Here is a 20,307-nt window from a genome sequence, read left to right on the forward strand (position 1 = left end):
AGCTTTCGTCGCGCCTGCTTCTCGGCACCGCTCAATATCCTTCGCCGGCCATCCTTGCCGATGCAGTCAAGGCGTCGGGCACGTCGGTGGTGACCGTCTCGTTGCGGCGTGAGATGGCGGGCGGTAGAGCCGGCGAACAATTCTGGTCGTTGATCCGCTCGCTGGGCGCCAGAATCCTGCCCAATACCGCCGGCTGCCTCTCCGTCAAGGAAGCCGTCACCACCGCGAAAATGGCGCGCGAGGTCTTCGGCACCAACTGGATCAAGCTCGAAGTGATCGGCAATCACGACACGCTACAGCCGGATGTGTTCGGTCTGGTTGAAGCCGCCCGCATCCTGTGCGAGGACGGCTTTGCGGTATTCCCCTATACCACCGACGATCTCGTTGTCGCCGAGCGGCTGCTGGAAACGGGCTGCAAGGTCCTGATGCCGTGGTGCGCACCGATCGGTTCCGCCTTGGGACCGGTCAACATGACGGCGCTGCGCTCGATGCGCGGATATTTCCCTGGCGTCCCGCTGATTGTGGATGCGGGGCTCGGACGGCCGTCGCACGCGGCCACCGTCATGGAACTCGGCTTTGACGCCGTGCTCCTGAACACAGCGGTCGCCAAGGCGGCATATCCGGTCGGCATGGCGCGTGCTTTCGGTAAGGCGGTCGACGCCGGTCGTGAGGCGTTAAGTTCGGGAATGCTCGAACCGCGCGACGTCGCCGTGCCATCGACACCGATGGTCGGCAGGGCCGTTTTTTCATGAAGCTCGATCCCTTTTATCTGATCGTCGACAGCGCTGCCTGGATCGAACGGCTGGTCCCACTCGGAGTCCGGCTTCTGCAACTGCGCATCAAGACCGTGGATGAGGCTGGGTTGCGCGCGGAGATCCGCACCGCGAAGGCCTTGTGTGCTCGATACCAGTGCCAACTCATCGTCAACGACCACTGGCGCCTGGCAATCGAGGAAGGCTGCGACTTCATACATCTCGGCCAGGAGGATTTGCAGACCGCTGACCTCTTGGCGATACGGGCAGCCGGCGTAAGGCTCGGACTGAGCACACATGATCATCAGGAGCTGGAAACGGCGATGGCCGCCGAGCCTGACTACATAGCGCTTGGACCCATCTATCCGACCATCCTGAAGAAGATGAAATGGGCGCCGCAAGGGGTCGAACGGATCAGCGAATGGAAGCGCCAGGTCGCGCCGTTTCAATTGGTCGCCATTGGTGGCCTCAACCCTGAGCGGCTCGACGGTGTCTTTGCGGCTGGCGCGGACAGCGCGGCGGTGGTGACCGACATCACGCTCAACGACGACCCCGAGGCGCGCACGCGAGAATGGATCGAAAAGACGGACCAATGGCGCTGAGGCGAGAACCACATGTGCTTGTCGTCGGTGGATCGGACTCCAGTGGCGGTGCTGGAATTGCACGCGATATCGAGACGATCTCTGCCATTGGCGTGCGCACCTGTCTCGCCGTCACAGCGCTAACGGTGCAAACGCATGACGCCGTGATCGAAATCTATTATTCGCCACCTAGCCTGGTGGCCAATCAGATGTGCGCCGCGCTGCAGGCCAACGACGTGGCCACAATCAAGATCGGCATGCTGGCGACTGCCAAGATCATTGTTGCCGTTGCCGCAGTGCTGCGCAAATTTCCGCATGTCCCCGCAGTACTCGACCCTGTGCTGGCCTCCACCTCAGGCCGCGCACTTCTGCAAGCAGGCGCTATCGCTGCCATGAAGCGCGATCTTATGCCGCTTTGCTGCATTGTCACGCCCAACCTCCCTGAACTGGCGCTCCTTAGTGGCTCCGAACTGGCAGTGGATGAGGACGGAGCGCTCCAACAAGGAAAAAGACTGCTGGCCGCCGGCCCTCAAGCCCTGCTGATCAAGGGTGGGCATGCGTCGGGAACCCGGTCGACCGATATTCTGTTACGCTCCGGGCACGAACCCATCCGCTTCGATGCACCGCGCCTTGCCACATCGATGCGCGGGACAGGTTGCATGCTGGCCAGCGCGATTGCGGCGCATCTGGCGAAGCCGAAGCCGCTCGAAGACAGCGTGCGCGAAGGCAAGCTGTTTGTCTTGGAGAGGCTTCAGAAATGCCGGCTGAATAACCACAGCGTTCTGCGTCCAGCCAAGCAGACCCATTTTCCAGAATTTTTCCCGTAGCGAGACTAGAGAAGGGGCTACTGCTTCTCTATGCCATCCTCACAACGCGTTGAGTTTCTCACTGCCAATTATGCGACTTTCGAGGTGCAAATAGCGAATATCGAGTTCTTAGTGACAGAAACGACCGGAATTGGTTGCGTGGATCACCAGGTCGCTACCGATTGGGTCAGCGACTCAATAGAACGTCACATCTCTGTCCACACTCGAGCTTATTTGCCGCAAACGCGTCGAGCCCCGCGTCAATCGGTCTTATAATAGTATCCGGGGCAGCTCCAAAGCTGTGGCATCGGCTACCCGCCGGCCGTGGCGCTTGCTGTTCGAGCGTCGGACGCCGCCTGCCATTGAACATCTGATGGGCTATTGGGTGGCGGCGACACACTCATCCAGGTGCAACTGGCTTTTTCAACTCGGGAACCAGCAGAAGCCTTCGCTGCGTCGCAACATTTGGATTATGTCGTACAGCCCGATCTTCCAGAGAAAACAAGACCTAACGTTCGAAACCTGTCACGCAACCAACCACCGAATGAAAGATCCAGCGTGCGATCGCAGGGAGGTAAGAATAACCGGTCTGGCTTTCCTATCGCCGGTCCAGGTTAAGACCAACGACGTCGTCACGACATCAACACAGTGCGCGAAGCGCTCGTATTCCTGAATCAGTGGCCAAAAGCGCGTCGGGGACCGGTATTCAGTTGCGCGGTGAGAAGCAGCAACGCAGCGATCGCCGGACAGATGACACCCGAGCAGGCGCGGCAAGCATTGTGGGATTTGCCAGGATTGCCGGCGTGCTGGCCAAATCTGATTTCGTCGTTGGTGGCGACTGATTTAAAGCTGCAGGAAGATCACCGCCGGTAACGCGTTGGCCCGCTGCTCGCCAAGACGGAAAGAACGCCGCCTTGTGAGTTCCAATAATGGGCGATGCGGGAATTGCACATGTCTGTGCCCATCTGTCCGGCCGAAATGCAAATGGCGTCACTGGCGAAGGTCAGCGAACGCGGCACGCAGGGCTGGATTCTTTTGACTTGCGGCAAGCCGACATAGGTGCTGGCTTGATGTCTCGGTCACTGCGACGTGTCATGCCGATTCATTCGTCAGCTACCATGACGATGCGGCGCGTCGCCTGCGATCAGTTGATCGAACCGCGGTGCAATTCGGGACGCTTCGTCGATCCCGACAGTTGCGCAAAGGGAAGCCAAATCAGCGACTAGAGGCAACGTGGCTACGGATTCGAAGGGACCCCGCTGTTGCCGAAGAGGTGACTGGTGGAATGTCAAAGATCACCTCGTGAAAGGCCATTTGGGGCCACCTAATGATAAAGCCGGATGCCGCTATCGGGTCCTGGCACGGGAATGACGGTCCGGCCCTACGGTGGATCGAGTTCGGTTCATGTCGCTTCGCAAGGAGGATGTGTTCCGGCGTCTGCCCGAACCCCTCTTTCTCGCATTCTGCGAGGTTGCGCGATCGGGCCGCTCGGTCTCTGTGCTGATCGCCCCTCCTGTTGCCATCGATCGATTCCGCTTCCGGTGCGCACGCACGTGTCGCGCGTGGCAATCATGCAAGGTCGTGAATCATAGGAGGATGTACATGCTTTTGTCGGATTTCGGCCGCATCGGGTTCGATCCGTTTGTGGAAATGCGGCGCATGCAACAGGAAGTAAACCAGCGTTTGGCCGGGCTGACCGCCAGCGCCGCTCAGGAGTTTCCGCCGATCAATCTTTGGACTGGCGAGGACAGCGTGGCGGTGGCCGCGGAACTGCCGGGGATATCACCTGACGAAATCGGCCTCACGGTGCGCGAGAACATTCTGACATTGAAGGGAACGCGCGAGCCTCGAACGGAGGACGAGAAATCCGTCTGGCACCGCCGTGAGCGCGCCTATGGGACCTTCTCCCGGACAGTGCAATTGCCATTCCGCGTCGACCCGGAACGGGTCGAGGCGCGTTTCGCCAACGGGCTGCTCGAAGTCGAGTTGCACCGGCCGGAGGCGGATCGGCCGAAGAAGATCCAGATCAAGGGATAGAGGGAGGCAAGCATGGCTCAGGAACGCGGATCGGCCGTCGCACCATGCTGCTCAATGCCCGCAAGGTGCTTTACGACCATAGTTCGGCCATCACCATCCTTCTCGCCTTCAATGACATAACGGCCCGTCGTATCATCGAGCGGGAGAAGGAAGAACTGCTCGGTCGCACCGAAGACCTGCTTCGGCAGAAAGACGTCCTGCTGCGCGAGATGGAGCATCGGGTTGCCAACAGCCTGCAGATCATTGCCTCGATCCTGTTGCTGAAGGCACGCTCGGTGACGTCGGAAGAGACGCGCCAGCATCTCAAGGACGCCCATCAGCGCGTTCTGTCCGTGGCCGAGGTGCAACGCCATCTCCACACCTCCGCCGGCGTCGACGAGATCGATGTCGGCTCTTACCTACCGAAATTGTGCAGCAGCCTCGCCTCGTCGATGGTCGGCGAAGCCCAGCCGATCACGGTCACCGTAATGGCCGAAGGCGGCAGGATAGATTCGCAAAGGGCAGTCAGTCTGGGACTAATTGTCACCGAACTCGTGCTCAACGCCATCAAATATGCTTTCCCCAAGAAGAGAACCGGCGCTCGCATCCAGGTGAGCTACGAGACCGCGGGCAGTGACTGGAAACTGACGGTTTCGGACAATGGCGTCGGCAAGATCGCCAACGACGTACCGGCTACCGGACTTGGAACAGCCATCGTCGAAGCACTGGTGAAACAACTGGAGGCCAGGGTGGAGATTATCAGCGATATTGACGGCACCAGCGTGTCGGTCACCCGGGCGACGTTCACCTCGCGCGTGCCGCGAGCGGCGTAAAAACCGTTACTACGATGCTGCCTTCCGGACATCGCCTGATGTCCAGGGGATCTTCTGCCGCCACGGCCTTGTCCCCGGAGCGCAGGACTGCCAGTCGCATCGCATAAGCCGAAACCTCTCAGTCGGTTGAGGGCGCTTCCGATGGCCAAGATCCGCTTTTTTGGCGTTCAGCCGGTGGGACCAAGCTCTGAAGCTGACGCTGCGCAGGTCTTTGCGTGGATGACTCGGTGCGGTCGGTAAACTCGAAGTGGCGGTTGTGTGCGTCAAGTTCTGCAAAATGGGGCGGCCACGATGCTGGTCATGCGGCTTGGCGTAGAGCGAGCTTCTTGTGCTCGCGCAGGTCGTCAATGTTGATGTAGGGCCTCCATCCAGTTTTCGTTGGTTTCGACAGCCGGCGCCCTGACGAGGCGCAGGCAGCTTTCGGCGTTGGGGAAGATGCGCACGACATAGGTGCGCCGGCGGATTTCCTCATTGAGCCGTTCAAGCATGTTGGTGCTCTTGAGATGCTTGTGATGCTGGCGCGGCAGGCAAAAGAAGGTCAGCGTGCGCTCGATGGTCTCCTCCACCGTCGTCCATCTCGGCCTCGAGCACCTCCTGCATCACCGCACGGATCATTTCGTGAAGTCCGTCCGGGTCTGAAAGCAGAATGTCTTTGACGGCAGCGCTGGCGGTCTTACTTTCAATCTTGGTCATGGTGGCGTTCCTTCGCGGGAATCGGCGACATGAACAATCACCAGATCCCATGGCGACGGATGGATAGCGGCGCGTGCTCTGGCAGAGTGACGCTGCTAACAAACACCCCGCGGAGGAACACCATGCATGTAGTGGCCGACCGATCCGAAACTCTGACTGCTATCCGGACTGGTCTGGGCGCAATCTTCGTATCGCTGGAGCTCAGCCGTTCAACCTGGCTGATCTCGTCGTTGTCGCCAGGTGGCGGCGAGAAGTTGTCGAAACACAGTGTCCCCAGTGGTGATTTATCCGCCTTGTTCCGTCGCTTCGATAGCGTGCGAGAGAAGGCAAGAGCACGCATGGGGCCAGACTTCCCCGTCGTCGCTATCCAGGAAGCCGGGCTCGATGGCTCCTGGATCCATCGGGTTCTGAGCAAGGCGGGGATCGAGAGCTACGTCGTTGATCCCGCTTCTATCGCAGTGTCTCGTCGCAGTCGCCGAGCCAAAACCGATAAGATCGATGGTGAAACGCTCGTCTCTCCTTGCCTTCAAGCGAGGCGAACCGCGCATATGTGCAATGGTCAAAGAGCCAACACCGGAGCAGGAGGATCGCCGGCGTATCTGTCGTGAACGCAAGGTACTGACGACCGAACGGGTATATAAAACGCCGCTCACTCAGAATGGTCTCGTCGCCCGAGCCCAGCGGCCGTAGGCGGGATGTTGGTGCAGCCGTGAAGAGCAGCGACCGAATGTGAGGTTGATCTGCTCGGTTACGAGCAGAGTCCTGCAAGTCGGGTTCAACCTGGATCCCATAATCGATATGACAAGCTAATCCCACTTTGACCGGCGCTCAGCACACCTAATTTCGAGCCGCGCCGACCTACACACCCGCTATCGACATGATCCGAGTGGCGGCCTGAACTAGGCCGGCAAACTCATGTTCGTTGGCACTGTTTTTCGCTTGCATCCCGGTTAGGCGGGGACAGACGCCCTACTGCGACGCCTGCCCGGCTTGTCCGTGTCTCGCTCGCCTGACGTTTCGGGTTCGGTCTCAATGATCTCGCCCGCCACCACGGCGCGGGTCCGCTCCAGCATCGCGGGGATGTCCCGCGCGGGCAGCGGGCGGCTGAGCAGGAAGCCCTGCGCCTCGGTGCAGCCTTCTCTTCGGACCCGTTCCAGCTGCTCCACGGTCTCGACGCCCTCGGCGGTGGTCTGCATCCCGAGGCTGTTGCCGAGGCTCGTGACCGCTCGAATGATGGCGACGGAACTGTCGATATCTCCGGCGTCCGTGATGAAGGATTGATCGATCTTGATCTTGTCGAATGGGAACGAGCGCAGATAGCTCAAGCTCGAATATCCGGTTCCGAAGTCGTCCATCGCGATATGAACGCCGAGCATGTGGATATGTTGCAGCATCGAGAGAGTCGCCTGGCTGTTGGCCAGCAGCACTGTCTCGGTGATCTCAAGCTCAAGCCGGCTGGGGGGCAGTCCCGAGATATCCAATGCCTCGACGATGGTGGAGAGCAAGCGCGCGTTGCGAAATTGCGCCGGGCACAGATTGACGGCGACCTTGATGCTACCGGGCCAGCTTGCCGCGTCGAGACAGGCTTGCTTGATAACCCATTCACCGATCGGGACGATGAGGCCGATGTCCTCGGCCAGCGGGATGAATTCTCCCGGGGATACGATGCCGCGCGTCGGGTGATGCCAGCGCAGCAGCGCCTCGAAGCAGCTGACCTCGCCGCGGTCGAGATTGAGGAGCGGTTGGTAGTAGATTTCGAACTGCTGCCGCACCACCGCTTCGCGCAGGTCGAGTTCGAGAAACCGCCGCGCCTGCATGCGCGCATCCATTTCCGGTTCGAAGAACCTGTAGGTTCCGCGGCCTTCCGCCTTCGCCCGGTAGAGCGCCATGTCGCCGGTCTTGAGAAGTTGGTCGGCGTCAATGCCATCGTCCGGCGCGATCGAGATGCCGATGCTGGCGCTGATCATAACCCCGTGGCCATCGACGACATAAGGTGCGCTCAGCCCATCAATGACCCGTTGGGCAAGAGCTGTCGCCTCGACCGGCTGATCAACCGCGGTTTGAATGATCACGAACTCATCGCCGCCGAGCCTTGCCACGGTGTCGCCTTCACGGGCCACCTGTTTCAGTCTGGCGGCGACCTCCTTCAGCAAGGCGTCGCCAACCGGGTGCCCCAGCGTGTCGTTGACCATCTTGAAATGATCGAGATCGAGGCAGTGGAAAGCAATCTTGCTACCATCACGCCGCATCTCGACCAAAGCCTCCTCGGCGCGTTCGCGGAACAATATGCGATTTGGAAGCTCGGTAAGTCCGTCGTGGCGCGCCATGTATGAAATCTTGGCTTCGCTCCGCCGCAAGTCGGTCACGTCATGGTGAGTGGCAAGCCACCCGCCGCCCGGCAGTGGCTGATGGATGAGGTCGATGGTGCGTCCGTCCCTGAGTTCCACCAGGCTCACCGTCCGCTCTGCGCGATCGATGGTCTCCGTCAGCTGCTGCACATACTTTTCCGGGTCATGGCCGGCATAGAGGCCCGCCGCGATCCGGAACCGCATCAAATCGATCCACGGCGTGCCGGGACGAGTCAGGGGCTCCGGCACATGGTAGAGATCGGCGTAGCTTTGGTTGCACAGAACCAGCCGCCTCTCCGCATCGAACATGCAAAGCCCTACGGGCATATTGGCGGCGGCCGCGGCCAATTGCTGCCGCTCCAGCTCGGCTTCTCGGGCCAAGGCATCGCTGCGCTCCAGGCTGGCCCGGTAGCCGGCAAAGGCCGAGAACAGCACTCCAACCTCGTCCTGCCGATCCCTTTTCAGCGCAATGAGACTCGAACGGCGCTCGCCCTGCGCCAAGCAACGCATCGCCTCGGTCACGGCGAGGATCGGCTTGCTGACATTGTGGCGTATCCAGGCGACAAGCCCACCAAGACACCCGGCGGCAAAAAGAACTGCCAGCCAAGTCAATCTTTGCGCAACGGTGTAGGTCCTGTCCGCCATCACCGCCGCGGCCGTGCTGCGCTCGTTGGTGAGGGCCAGCAGGTCGTCCAATCGCTGCGTGGCGGCGGCAACGGTCGGGAGCGATACCGTCTCGAACTCCTTGACAGCCATTGTTCGCCCTCCTGTTTCGAGGAGCGGGAAAATCGATGTCAGGGAATCTTCGTAGGCCGTCCATAGGTTGACGAACTGGTCGAACAGCTGCTGCTCGGCCAGCGATCCGGCACTCCGGCGATAGGCGCGCCGACCTTGCAGTATTTCGTCGCTTTCCCTCGCCATCTCCTTCTCAATGCCGGCTATCTGCGCAGCCTCGGCAGTGCGCACGCGCAACGTCGCATAGAGCTGGTGTTCCGCGAGGTTGCGCTTCATCTCGCCGACGATCTGGACCTGGGGCAACCAAACGCTGGTGATCTCGCTCGTGACCTTGTTGAGTGATCGCAGTTGCGCGACCCCAAATACTCCCACGGCCACGACGCACAGCAGCGCCAGCCCAAAGCCCAACGAGAGCTTGGTCCCGACGCTAATGTCCTTTAGCCCTCTCATCTAGAAAACTGCAAACGCAAGACCAGTCCTCGTCAAATAGCATCGAGCTTTAGCGAATAGTAAAAGTATTCCTAGTGTCGCGTCTAAGGTATTAATGCTGGCTTAAGACTGCGTAATCCCCTAGAGGATCGACCAAACCACGTTGTAAAAGGCCGGCGGATGAAGCTCACCGATTTCCATATGATCCGATGACGGGCCTACAATGAGATCGAGGTGCTCGCACCTAGTCTTGGAAGCCGCTTGCAGCTTCTTTCACCGCACCGTGGGATCGGCCTTCGATCCCCTTCGAATGTAGCGAGGCCAGCCCATATTATGCACGACGATGGGGCTTTGAGGCTGGCAGTCGAATCTATGATCGGCAGTGTTCATCAGCCGAGGAAGGAGCGCCGCGGCGCGCGCCGAGGCGGTGCGCGAACTCGAGCGTGATCGCCGAGATCGAGGCGAAGGAGCCGCTCGAAGCGCTCGACACCTTCATGGCGCAGAACGCATCGATGATCCAGGCCCAGCATGCAGCCTCCAGCTTCGATGTCCATCGGGTCCTTCAGGCCATGGACCACGAGCCGAGACCGCCGCAAGGCGATGCCGGACTGATGCGGCTGCCGGTGGTCGACATGCAAGGCCGGCCGCTGGCCAGCGAAGCCGAGTTGCGCTATTCCATTTTCCACCGCTTGACCTCGGGCGCGGTGAAGGTGGTGGCGGTGCAGCTAAAGGGAACTCCGACTGGAGCCATGCTGACACGCACGTTCACCGTGGAGGGCGTGCCCTACCGCATGGACCTGTTCGGCGGCAGCAAACTGAAGCCGCCGCAAAAGAGCCTGAACCAGCTTGCCTCTCACCTGCCTTTCACGGCCGCAGAGGCCCCAAGCGGCAAGCTTTTGGCGATCCCCTATGCCGAGACGGCTCCGGGTACGGCCTTTGAGCAGCTGTCGCGGGCCTGGGCGCCGTTCAAGGAAGCCTATTACTATACCCAGCGCCGCGGATTTGCCGCGCCGCCGGGCATCCCCGACATTGGCCCCCATGATTATGCGCTGGAAGGGTGCTTCAAGCTGTCCCTTCTGCCCGACCATCCCGCAGGCGCAGTGCATCCCTTCCGGTTCGAGGGGCGAGACGGCGAGATCGCCTTGCGGCCGCATGACGGCTGCGGCTTCATTAGGGCCTCACTGGCCGAGCGCATGCCGTCCATTGCCCGGGCTCGCCACGACGCTCCCGAGCGGATGCCTGCCTATGCCGATAAAAGGCAATCGGCGGTACCGCCCTCGGCGCTGCAACATTATCCGCGTAGCGTCGAGGTAGCACAGGAGACCCGCGAGAAGGCTCAGGCTTGGCTCGAAACCCATCAAAGCCTCACCGCCGAGGAGCTGTTCCGGACGGTCACGGGCGGGCATATCGAGGGTTCGAGCGCTATCGCCGTGCCGTCCAGCGACGAATGCCTGCATGTGCCGACGGGCAAGAGCAAGACCTTGACCCGTGACGCTGGCGTGCTTGTCGGACGCTCCCCCTATGACAAGCCCAACCTGCGCCCGTTCGCCGCCGACCGGGTCAGGTCGGCGCGCGATGGCGACCGGACCGCGGCGTTCCTGGATCGGTGCGTGGCCTTCCAATATAGCTTCAACTTCGCGCACAGGTCGGGGGCTGGGCTTGCCGCCGACGATCCGACCTTCTTTGCCAAAGGCATCTTGATCGTTGTGCCCGACGAAATGTGGCCGGCGGACTTCGCCGAGCGCGGGGTCGTGATGTCTGCCGAGGACGTAAAGTGCCATTCGTACTGGCTGGAGGAAAAGGACCGGGTCAAGGCCGACACCGCGCTCGAGTGCGTCGGCATCCTGCAGGCGACGGAGGTGTTCGCGCCCGGCTCTTTGGTTGCGGTTCCAAGCGTCGAACAAAAAATGCTCGACGGCGATTTTGATGGCGACACCGTCGTCATCATTGGCGACCAGCCTCGCCTTTACGAGCATGTGCGCCAGTTCGACGCGCAGCTGCAGGCGCGCGGCATCGCCTCGATGAAGCCGCCGAAGTCGCACACGCCGGCCATTGAGAAAAGCGGCTACCAGTTCACCCGGTCCAAGCAGATCCTGTCGGCCACCGGGCTGGTGCTGGAGACCTACAGCTGCCTGCAGCGCAACGTGCTGGCGCAGCCGCTGGAGGCGCAACGCTGGTTTGCCGAGCGTGCCATCTTCGGCACCTACGAGGGCATTCATAATGAGCTCAAGGCCGACATCCGCGCACTGTTGCAGGAAGATCGGCCGGATGGCCAGGCCCTCCATGAGCTCATCGCCAGGGCGAGGGAAGACAGCAAGGCCGCCAGGCATCCGGTGGCCTGCGAACTGGCCGCGTTGTTAGTGGCCGAGCTCCAGGACTGGAACCTGCAGCTCAATAGCGAGCCGGCTCATGAGCAGTCGGAAGTCAAGCTGCATGAAAGCGCCATCAATCTGTTGAGCGTCGGCATCAAGGTCGGCACTGACGCCTACAAGTCCGATACCGGTGCGCGGGTGTTCATGCAAAAAACCACCGAATTGCAGCGGCTCTTGGAGCAGAGGCCGGGCTTCAAGTCGGCGCCATATGTCAAGGCGCAGGCGGCAAAGCTCCACCAGGGCCGGTTCGACGTCGATGGCAGCCTGGCGGATCTGAAGGACAACCCCACGCTGGCGGCATCGGTCATGGAGGCCTCGATCAGACTCGCCGTCGAAAAGCGCATTCTGCTCAGCGCCTTAGCAATCTCGGCCGAAGACGACCGCGCCAGCACGATAACGCTGAGCAGCGAACAGGCCCTTGAGCGGGCCAGGCTCGAAGCCGCCCCCGCCGAAGCGCAAGAAAGCGCGATTACCAAAAATTGTGCATGCGGTTGCCGAGCTTTTGCGGCAGGACGGCATCGAGGTGAAGGTGCCGCATCTTGACCAACGGTCGGGCGGGCAGGTCTGGATAGCCGACGAGTTGACCGGCCAGAGCGTGAGCACGGCGCCGGAGGCCCAACTGGTCACCAATGCCGTGCGCCATGTCTTCGAGATCCCGGACGAGGCTTTTACGCGCGCCTTCAGGAAGGCGGCACTGGCCTTCGAGGAGCGGGACTGCAGCGAGGTCGAGACCACCAACTGGGTCATCAGGATGGACAGGCCGCGGTTACGCGGCGTTCACACGGCGTTCAGAACCGCGCAGAACTATCGCTTCGAGGTCGAGTTCCCTACACCGGCCAGTTATCGGGCCGAGCTCGCGCACCGCGCGCAGAGCTCACAGCTAGTCCCCATTCCCCGTGGTGCCTGGGAGATATTACACTGGGACTCGTCAGGAGAAAGCAGGTCGAGGGCGGCAGGGACCTCCAGGTCGCCCATCGTCGCAAGACAACAGATTGCGGTCGCTCGCTCGCCGCAAGCCGGCGAGATCCTCGCGGCCCTCGGTACGCGGCCGGTCGTGCTCGTCGGCATGCCGGCGAGCGGCAAGTCGACCATCGGCGCCCAGCTTGCCAAGGAGTTGGGGGTGGAGTTTGTCGACATCGATAAGCATATCGTCGCCGATCACGGCAATCTGATGGAGATGTTCGCCGACCCTGGCCGTGGCGAGGCGCACTTCAGGGACCTGGAGACCAAAGAGCTCGCCAAGCAGCTGGAGAGAGGCCCCATCGTCATCGCAACCGGCGGCGGCTGCTTTGGCAAGGAGTCCAATCAAGCCCTGATTCTTAATAAGGCGAGGTCGATCTGGCTCGACACCCGAGCTGAAAGAGCTCCGCAGGCGCCTCGAGAGGGACACCAGCCGGCCGCTGCTGCAAGGCGCCGACATCGAGCAGAAGGTTGACCAGCTGTACGAAGAGCGCAGTCCGTTCTACCAAAAGGCCGATATCAGGTTGCCCCTCGTCCCGCCCTTTCAAAAAGACAAGAAGGACGCCCGCATTTGCGTGAAGGAACTCTACGCTTTCCTGTGCAGCGACAGAGAAGCCGCTCTGCCCGCTGCCGAGATATCACATGTCTCCGGTGCTTCCGGCACCGCCATCAGCATGTCCCCAACAGCTCAGCGCATGCACGATGATCATCACAACGGCTACGATTGCGGGGGCGGCGTCGTGGAAACCATCCAGGCGCCGGCGGCACTATTGAGTGAAAGGGAACGGCCGCCGCTCCTCGACACCCTCACCGCCGACCCGCAGCCTTTGCTGGCCGGCAATAACGCACGAGCGAATTTAGCGTCTTCCACGAGAAGCAGGGAACGCTCAAGTCGAGGACGATAGCTTAGGCGTCGCAGGTTTGGTGCAGGGTGCGGGTTCGCACCGAATGCTAATAAAAGTGGGAAACGCATGCATAAGTCGTGAGAAGCCTGATGGCCGAGTTGATCCGGCCTGGATGACACAAACGTACAAAGACGAACCGCCGGTGCCGGGTCGCGCGCCAAATCCTGGTGATCGACCGGAAAGGATCAGCTCCGAGTCTAAACGGCATCGTCAACTTAATGAAGCGCGGATACTATGACAGAGTGACCCAATCCACCGCCGCGCCATTGCGTCGGTTTCGACAGATAAGATGGATTGGGCAGGCGAGCTCAAAAGAGCGATTGTAAATCGCAGTTGTAGCAGTGTAACAAACTGCGTAACAAAAAGCGCGAAAAGATTAGCATTTTCAGCAGGATAGGCGTGAAACCGAATCCCTCCCTCTCCGCCATCCTGCTTCGCTCTCCGAGCTTCGCAGGACAAGTCCGCGAATTCTTCTCAACGCGAAGCGGGACGTCCTCCGGACAGCTTGCAGGCCAACCGAGCTATTGAACGCTCCGCTCGCTTACGGTCACGCCGTCGCCCACCCGGTCGCTCGGGTGCAGCACGACCCGATCGCCTTCCGACAGACCGGATTCGACCTCGGCCATCCTGTTGTCCCGGTGGCCGATCCTGACCACGGCCGTGCGCGCCCGTCCGGCCTCGGCGAGATACACGGCCCAGTCATCGCCCTGCCGGAACAGCGCCGCTACCGGGACGCCAAGGACATTGGCGCCGCGCCAGCTCGTCACGTGCACGATCACGCGATAGTCGTGCCCAAGCTGCGACCACATTTCGGCGGGTTCGACGATATCGATCTCGGTGTGGACGCGCTGCTCCTCGATCCCTAGCGCCGAGACCTTGAGAAACCCGGCCGGGTCGATCCGCGTCACCCTGCCATGAAGCGAGGGCCCACCCCAGCCATCGATACGAACGAAGGCACCGGGCCTGATCTGGACCGCATCGGTCGACAGCAGGTCCGCCGCCACCTGCAGATCGCGCGGATCGCCGATCTCGACAAGCGGCGCGCCCGGTTGGACCATGCCCTCGCTCTCCTGAACGATCTTCAGGATGCGGCCGCTCACCGGCGCACGAAGTTGGATGCAGCAGGCCGGATCCGATTGTGCAACATCTCCGGCAGGCTGGCCGAGCCGCGCCTGCATCATCGCCTGTTCATTGCGCCGGACTTCGACCTGCGCCTTCGCGCTCGCCGAGGCTGCCTCGTTGGTGTCGACTTCGAACCTCGCCTTGTCGAGGGCGTTCTGCGAAATCGCTCCGGACTTGGCCAACCTTTCCGCGCGATCGAGTTCGGTGCGCGAATATGCAAGCGCCGCCTCGAGGCGTTTCAGCTCCGCTTCCGCGAACGTCACGGCCGCTTCTGCCGCGCCAAGCGCCGCCAGCAGCTCTTCGTGCGTGCGAACATCGTGAAGGCCGGGGATGGTCGGCTGCATGACCGCCACCACCGTCTCGTCCTTGGCCACCTCGTCTCCGACATGATGCGGCGGCGAAATCCTGAGCACCTTGCCGGCGATCGGCGCCGACATCGTATAGACGTGCCGCACCTCGGTCTTGGCTTCATCGTCGACGGTCACCTCCATCGGACCCTTGGTTACCGTCGCCAGGTCGACGGGAATCGGCTGCGGCCATGCGAACCAGACCGCGGCCGCCGCGATCAGGCCGAAGGCCGCAATGCCACCGATTCTCTTCATCCAGTTGGTCACCGATTTGGTGCGCATGGTCTTCAATCCCGCGTCTTGAGAACAGCAACGAGGTCGAGTTGATTAACCCGCCTGCGGACGATCAGGGCGGAGAGCACAGCCGCCGTAACGACGATCGCGCTGGCGAAATCATAAGTGGCAGGCTCGACAACCAGGCGTACACGCATCAGTTCGCCGGCCAGGTTCGTCTTCATGATCCAGGCAAGACCATAGCCGAGGGCCCAGCCCGGCGGCTGCGCGATCAGGGTCAACAGCGCGAGTTCAAGCAGAAGGATGCCGAGCACTTCGCCGCGGGTGAAGCCAAGCACGCGCAGGCTTGCCAGTTCCCTGGCTCGCTCGGACAGGGAGACACGCGCGTTGTTGTACACCACGCCGAACGCGATCACGGCCGCGAGCCCCGTGTAGATGCTGGACATCGTCGTGACCAGAAGTGCCACGGCGTCGCGGAACGTGGCGAGGGACGCCGTCTGCAGAGCTAGGCTGCTCACCACCGGCATGGCCTTGACCGCCGCGTAGAACTCATCCTGTCTGGTCTTGTCCAGGCTGACGCTCACCCCGTTCGCCATCGGCGCTTCACGCAGCAGCCTGGCGAGCGCTTCCTCATCCATCATCCCGCGCATGCCGAGATAGTCCTCGACCAGCGCCGCCACCGGAAGCGAGACCGTCCGGCGCTCGCTGTCGAGCAGATCGACCTCGACGGTGTCGCCAACCCGCACCTTCAGTATCTTGGCCAGCATGGCCGAGATCGCGAGGCCCGATTCCGGCAAGACCACCGGCCGCAGGTCCGCATCGATGATACGGTTGAGCTCCGCCCCGCGCGGCCTGGCGCGGATCATGATGCGGCGCTCGACATGGCCATTCCGGATGCGGACCTGGACTTCTCGATAGGATTCCGCATTCAGCACTCCGGGAAGCCTCGCAATCTGGAAGGCCACTTCCCGAGGGCGCTTCTCGAAAAAGCTGACAGTGGCGTCCTGTCGATCCGCAAGGAAGTAGGTAACGTCGACGAGCTGCTCCATCGTGCCCTTCGTGAAGAGCGACACGATCAGGATCGCCGTCGCCAGCGACATGCCAAATGCGGTGAGAAAAGATCGAACTGGATGATGCGCGATGTTGCGCAGCATCATTCTCATCGGCTGCGAGACAAGGCCGGCCGCGCTGAGGCTCAATGGCAGCGTTCGCCGGAAAACCGGCGGAGCCGGCGGCTGCATGGCAACCGCGGGAGCCAGATTGACGACTTCGCGCAAGCCTCGCAGCGCGCCGATTGCCGCGGCAAGCGCGCTCAGTCCCGCCGCCGCGACGTAGAGATCGGGGCTCTTGGTGAACAGGAGAAACGGGAAGCGGAAAAAGTCCGCGAACACTCCGGTCACATAGCTGCCGAGCCAGGTGCCGATCAGGCTGCCGATGACGATGCCGGCCGCCGTGATGACGCCTACAAATTTCAGGTAGTGCAGGACGATGCCGGCATTGCGGTAGCCGAGCGCTTTCAGGAGTCCGATCTGTTCGCGCTCAAGCGAAACGAGGCGGCTGAGGGTGAGGTTCACAAGAAACGCCGAAACCAGCAGGAAGATCGGCGGCAGCGTGCGGCTCATGTTGTTGAGCATGTCGAGCTCGTGGTCGAGCCAGGCATGCGACGTCTGGTCCTTGCGCCCGTAGGCAGCGTGCCCGCCATAGCGATCGAGCAGGCTGTCGAGACGCGTCATCACCTCGCGCTCCAACGTTCCCGGCAGCAGCTTCAGCGACACCGACGAAAAAGCGTCTTCCAGATCATAGGCGCTGGCCAGAGCCCGTTCGGACATCCAGATGACGCCGAAGCGGTGGCCGTCGGGCATGATGTCGCCGGGGCCGACGGCATAGATGTACTCGGGAGAAAGCGCGATGCCGACGATCGTCAGATCGCGCCTGCGACCGTTGAGGGTCGCCGCGAAGCCCGAGCCCAGGGTGAACCGATGCGCTTCGGCGAAGGTCTCGTTGACGACGACCTCATCGTCCCGGCTCGGATCTGGTGTGCGGCCCGCACGCATATAGAGGCGATTGAGCTTCGCCTCGCCGACCTCGGGCAGCGAGATGACCACGCCGGTGGCCGGAGCCGTCAGACCCGGTGTTTCGAGCAGTGCGAACTGCGCGATGCGTGCATCGACGGTCGCCACACCTGGAATCTCGGCGATCCGGCCGAGGAGAGCTTTCGGCGCCCGCCGCACCGTGGCGAAGACATCGGCGAAGCGGTAGCGCTCGTAATAGGCCGTCCTCGTCTCATCGAGAGAACGGTAGGAGCCGACGGCGAGCAGCAGCGTTGCCACGCCGCCGCCGACCACCAGCGCGATGGCCATTGCCTGCGCCCAAAGGCGAACGAGATCGCGAAACAGCTTTATGTCCAGGGCGCGCATGGCGTCACCACTGCAGCTCGGCGACAGCGCGCCGGGCCTCGTTGGTGACGGCCTTCGATATCTGGCCGTCGCTGAAGAACAGGACCCGGTGCGCGACCTCCTGAATGATGGCGTTGTGGGTGATGATGACGGTGGTCGTGCCGAGCTCGGCATTGACCTTCATCAGCGCATCGATCACCCGAACGCCTGTCCTGGAATCGAGCGCGCCTGTCGGCTCGTCGCACAGCAGCACCTCCGGACGCTTCGCGATCGCGCGGGCGATGGCGACGCGCTGCTGCTCGCCGCCCGACAGCTGCGCCGGGAAATGATGCATGCGCGACTCCAACCCGACGAGAGCGAGCGCTTCCTCGGGGCGCATCGGATCGTCGGCAATCTCCGTCACCAGCGCGACGTTCTCGTAAGCCGTCAGGCTCGGGATCAGATTGTAGAACTGGAACACGAAGCCGACGTGGCGGCGGCGATAGGATGTCAGCCCCCGGTCGTCGAGGTCGGTCAGCCGCAAATCCTTGAAGAACAGCTCGCCGCTGCTCGCGTGATCGAGCCCGCCCATGATGTTGAGCAAGGTCGATTTTCCGCTGCCCGAGGGCCCGAGCAGGACGACCACTTCCCCTGCCGAAATCTCCAGGCTCACGCCGCGCAACGCGTGCACTTGCGTCTCGCCCGAGACGTAGGTCTTGGCGAGGTCCTTCGCGGTGAAGACAAGGTCGGACATGCGATCACTCCGCCCTGCCTGCCCGCATGGCAGCTTGCCTGAGCTCGACCAGGAACATACCCACGCCCGCGGCCCATAGGATCGCGATAGCCAGCAAGGCCCACCGGAAATCGGATCCTATGACGAAGTTGACAACGACCATCCATCCGATTGAGGCGACGCCGGCGGCGAGCACGCCCAGAAGAGCCCACCGCTCATGCCGCCGGAACGACGTCGCGGCGATCGTGACGGTCAGAATGCCCGAGGCGACGGCATACCCGCCAAGCACCTGAAACACGCGTTCGAGCCATGATGCCATGCGTGGCTGTTCGGCCTGAAGCTGTTGCAGCGACAGGCCGACGAACCGCATGTCCTCCGGCAGGAGCGGCGGCCGAAGGAACATGAAGAAGGCGCCGATGCAGACGAGCGCCACACCGAAGACGACGAGCAGGATCGCCGAGAACGGCCAGGATCGGCGGTGCTGCGTCATGGCGCCAGGCCTCGTCCAGGGCCGCCGACCGACCCGCCGGACAACCGGTTCCAACTTGGAATGAACCCCGGAACCTGTGTCACGTATTTGCGGTAGACGTCGCCGAATTCGGCAATCGCTTCACGCTCCTCGGCTCGTGCCAGCCTCACATACATAACGACCAGCACCGGGAACATCGCCAGCGTCAGCAGCGTCGGCCACTGAACGAGGAAACCCAGCATCACCAGGATGAAGCCGGCATATTGCGGGTGGCGCACGTAGCTGTACGGTCCGCTTACCGCGAGAGAGCGGTGCTGCTGCGCGTCGTAGAGAACCCTCCATGCGGCCGCGATCAGCCAGAACCCACCGCCGATCAGGACAAAACTCAGCAGATGGAAGGGGCCGAAATGCGGATTGATCCGCCAGCCGAACATCATTTCCAGAAGGTGCCCGGCATCGTGCGAGAACCAGTCGATCCCCGGATAGCGGGACTGCAGCCAGCCGGAGAGCAAGTAGATGGTGAGCGGAAAGCCGTACATCTCCGCAAACAGCGCAACCAGGAAGGCGCTGAACGCACTGAACGAACGCCAGTCTCGCCCGGTCTGTGGCTTGAAGAAGCTGTAGGCGAACAGGATGAAGACGGCGGAGTTGACAATCACCAGGCTCCAGAGGCCGTAGGCCTGCATGTCGGTGCTCATGACGAATTCCTTTCGTCTGACCGGTTGCGGTGGCCGCCTCCATGCCCATGTCCTCCATGCCCATGGCCTCCATGACCGTGTCCTCCATGCATGAGGAAGTGCATGAAGACGCAGCCGAGCGGCAGCAGGTAGAACAGCGCGCCAAGCACATGGGCGCGGTGCTCGGTGAAGAGCAGGAACCCGCCGATCGCAAGGAAGCCAAGCAGGACAAGGCCTGCCCGGGACGTCAGAAAGGAGCCTTGCGGCTGGTCATGGTCCGAATGGTCATGCATTGACATCTAGGTCTCCTATTCGACGATGAGGCGGCCGCCGCGGAACATGCCTCTGGAGCATGCGAATCCGAACTCGCCTTGTTCCTTGGGGATCAACTCGACGGCGACGGTTTCACCGGTCGGAAGATCGGCGTTTCTTCGGGCGAGTAGCCGCCGTTTGCCAGGATCGTTTCCTGGCTCGCTCACGGCGCAGGCCTTCAGAGAACGGAACGAGGAGGCCGAAAGGCTTCGTCAGGCCTGGTCAGCGCGAAACCGGATTGATCGAAGAAAGCTGGGGCGCCGGGCCTAGCTGCGGAGGCGACAACAGGGGAGGCTGCTAGAGCAACTGCCGAACAACCGAAGCAATGTCCACCCCTGCACTGGCCGCAATTGGCGTGGCCGTCATGGCAACCTGACTCGTCCGGATTTGATGCCGGCAGAACGGCCGCCGAGGCCAGCCGGCCCGCCTTGCCATCAGCAATTGACTGGACGACCTTGGCTGACAAAAAGTCTGGCGATGCGCCGAACTCGTGCGCTTGCGCCGACCCCGTCAGAAAGAGGAAAAGAGCAAGCCCGAACGCAACCATGATCGCACCGAAGGTACCGCTTGCGGTCCGATGGTTTCGCTGCCAAATGTGACAAGATCGT

17 protein-coding genes and 3 pseudogenes are annotated in these 20,307 nt (G+C 61.9%); 11 read left to right on the forward strand and 9 right to left on the reverse strand.

Going from position 1 to position 20,307, the window contains the following annotated elements; all coding sequences use genetic code 11:
- From EN862_RS22970 to EN862_RS23000, 6 genes and pseudogenes are all read left to right on the forward strand, one after another.
- Window positions 1–752 (forward strand): thiazole synthase (locus EN862_RS22970; RefSeq protein WP_135913271.1); only part of this gene is annotated, 752 nt, incomplete at its 5' end.
- On the forward strand, window positions 749–1,354 hold the full coding sequence (locus tag EN862_RS22975; RefSeq protein ID WP_126057618.1) for a thiamine phosphate synthase: 606 nt from the start codon (window positions 749–751) through the stop codon (window positions 1,352–1,354). The genes EN862_RS22970 and EN862_RS22975, both read left to right, overlap by 4 nt.
- The gene (locus EN862_RS22980; protein ID WP_126057617.1) at window positions 1,345–2,160 is read left to right on the forward strand and encodes a hydroxymethylpyrimidine/phosphomethylpyrimidine kinase; all 816 of its coding nucleotides are present in this window, start codon (window positions 1,345–1,347) and stop codon (window positions 2,158–2,160) included. The genes EN862_RS22975 and EN862_RS22980 overlap by 10 nt, the downstream gene beginning before the upstream one ends.
- Before the next feature lie 627 nt (window positions 2,161–2,787).
- Window positions 2,788–3,012 (forward strand): DUF982 domain-containing protein, encoded by a 225-nt coding sequence (locus EN862_RS22990; protein ID WP_245454712.1) that lies wholly within the window; start codon window positions 2,788–2,790, stop codon window positions 3,010–3,012.
- A gap of 531 nt (window positions 3,013–3,543) precedes the next feature.
- Window positions 3,544–4,176, forward strand: a complete 633-nt coding sequence (locus EN862_RS22995) for an Hsp20/alpha crystallin family protein (protein ID WP_126057616.1) — start codon at window positions 3,544–3,546, stop codon at window positions 4,174–4,176.
- 29 nt (window positions 4,177–4,205) lie between these two features.
- Window positions 4,206–4,988, forward strand: a pseudogene (locus tag EN862_RS23000) (sensor histidine kinase); the annotation flags it as partial.
- Window positions 4,989–5,286: 298 nt separating this feature from the next.
- Here the strand turns inward: EN862_RS23000 and EN862_RS23005 are convergent.
- Both EN862_RS23005 and EN862_RS23010 read right to left on the reverse strand, forming a co-directional pair.
- Window positions 5,287–5,569, reverse strand: a pseudogene (locus tag EN862_RS23005) (transposase); the annotation flags it as partial.
- Window positions 5,469–5,681 (reverse strand): hypothetical protein, encoded by a 213-nt coding sequence (locus tag EN862_RS23010; protein WP_126057615.1) that lies wholly within the window; start codon window positions 5,679–5,681, stop codon window positions 5,469–5,471. The pseudogene EN862_RS23005 and the gene EN862_RS23010, both read right to left, overlap by 101 nt.
- 122 nt (window positions 5,682–5,803) lie before the next feature.
- Here EN862_RS23010 and EN862_RS36305 point away from each other — a divergent pair.
- Window positions 5,804–6,317, forward strand: a pseudogene (locus tag EN862_RS36305) (transposase); the annotation flags it as partial.
- 314 nt (window positions 6,318–6,631) lie between these two features.
- On the opposite strand, the gene EN862_RS23020 reads toward EN862_RS36305, so the two are convergent.
- A complete protein-coding gene (locus EN862_RS23020) occupies window positions 6,632–9,214 on the reverse strand; it encodes an EAL domain-containing protein (RefSeq protein WP_126057614.1) in 2,583 nt (860 codons plus the stop codon).
- Window positions 9,215–9,636: 422 nt separating this feature from the next.
- Here EN862_RS23020 and EN862_RS23025 point away from each other — a divergent pair, with 422 nt between their 5' ends.
- Genes EN862_RS23025 through EN862_RS36970 form a run of 3 tightly spaced genes read left to right on the forward strand, consistent with a single transcriptional unit; the run spans window position 9,637 to window position 13,430 of the window.
- Window positions 9,637–12,108: a hypothetical protein gene (locus EN862_RS23025; RefSeq protein WP_245455307.1), complete on the forward strand. Its 2,472-nt coding sequence runs from the start codon at window positions 9,637–9,639 to the stop codon at window positions 12,106–12,108.
- Window positions 12,068–13,000, forward strand: a complete 933-nt coding sequence (locus EN862_RS37435) for a shikimate kinase (RefSeq protein ID WP_245455306.1) — start codon at window positions 12,068–12,070, stop codon at window positions 12,998–13,000. Before EN862_RS23025 ends, EN862_RS37435 begins: the two co-directional genes overlap by 41 nt.
- Window positions 12,969–13,430: a hypothetical protein gene (locus tag EN862_RS36970; protein WP_245454879.1), complete on the forward strand. Its 462-nt coding sequence runs from the start codon at window positions 12,969–12,971 to the stop codon at window positions 13,428–13,430. Before EN862_RS37435 ends, EN862_RS36970 begins: the two co-directional genes overlap by 32 nt.
- Before the next feature lie 521 nt (window positions 13,431–13,951).
- On the opposite strand, the gene EN862_RS23030 is transcribed toward EN862_RS36970, so the two are convergent.
- The 6 genes from EN862_RS23030 to EN862_RS37550 are packed head-to-tail and all read right to left on the reverse strand — an operon-like array spanning window position 13,952 to window position 19,557.
- The gene (locus EN862_RS23030) at window positions 13,952–15,181 is read right to left on the reverse strand and encodes an HlyD family efflux transporter periplasmic adaptor subunit (protein WP_127865858.1); all 1,230 of its coding nucleotides are present in this window, start codon (window positions 15,179–15,181) and stop codon (window positions 13,952–13,954) included.
- Window positions 15,182–15,186: 5 nt separating this feature from the next.
- Entirely contained in the window at window positions 15,187–17,550 is a 2,364-nt protein-coding gene (locus EN862_RS23035; RefSeq protein WP_127865859.1) for an ABC transporter permease, read from the reverse strand.
- A gap of 4 nt (window positions 17,551–17,554) precedes the next feature.
- Window positions 17,555–18,262, reverse strand: coding sequence for an ABC transporter ATP-binding protein (locus EN862_RS23040; protein ID WP_127865860.1), 708 nt, complete (start codon window positions 18,260–18,262; stop codon window positions 17,555–17,557).
- A 4-nt stretch (window positions 18,263–18,266) separates the two neighbouring features.
- Window positions 18,267–18,731, reverse strand: coding sequence for a hypothetical protein (locus EN862_RS23045; RefSeq protein WP_127865861.1), 465 nt, complete (start codon window positions 18,729–18,731; stop codon window positions 18,267–18,269).
- Window positions 18,728–19,408, reverse strand: a complete 681-nt coding sequence (locus tag EN862_RS23050; RefSeq protein WP_127865862.1) for an isoprenylcysteine carboxylmethyltransferase family protein — start codon at window positions 19,406–19,408, stop codon at window positions 18,728–18,730. Before EN862_RS23050 ends, EN862_RS23045 begins: the two co-directional genes overlap by 4 nt.
- On the reverse strand, window positions 19,405–19,557 hold the full coding sequence (locus EN862_RS37550) for a hypothetical protein (RefSeq protein ID WP_348632088.1): 153 nt from the start codon (window positions 19,555–19,557) through the stop codon (window positions 19,405–19,407). The genes EN862_RS23050 and EN862_RS37550 overlap by 4 nt, the downstream gene beginning before the upstream one ends.
- On the opposite strand from EN862_RS37550, the gene EN862_RS37555 reads away from it, so the two are divergent.
- Entirely contained in the window at window positions 19,495–19,683 is a 189-nt protein-coding gene (locus tag EN862_RS37555) for a hypothetical protein (protein WP_348632089.1), read from the forward strand. The genes EN862_RS37550 and EN862_RS37555 overlap by 63 nt on opposite strands.
- Window positions 19,684–20,307 lie beyond the last annotated feature (624 nt).

Source organism: Mesorhizobium sp. M2E.F.Ca.ET.219.01.1.1, assembly GCF_004016445.2.
Classification (GTDB): Bacteria; Pseudomonadota; Alphaproteobacteria; order Rhizobiales; family Rhizobiaceae; genus Mesorhizobium.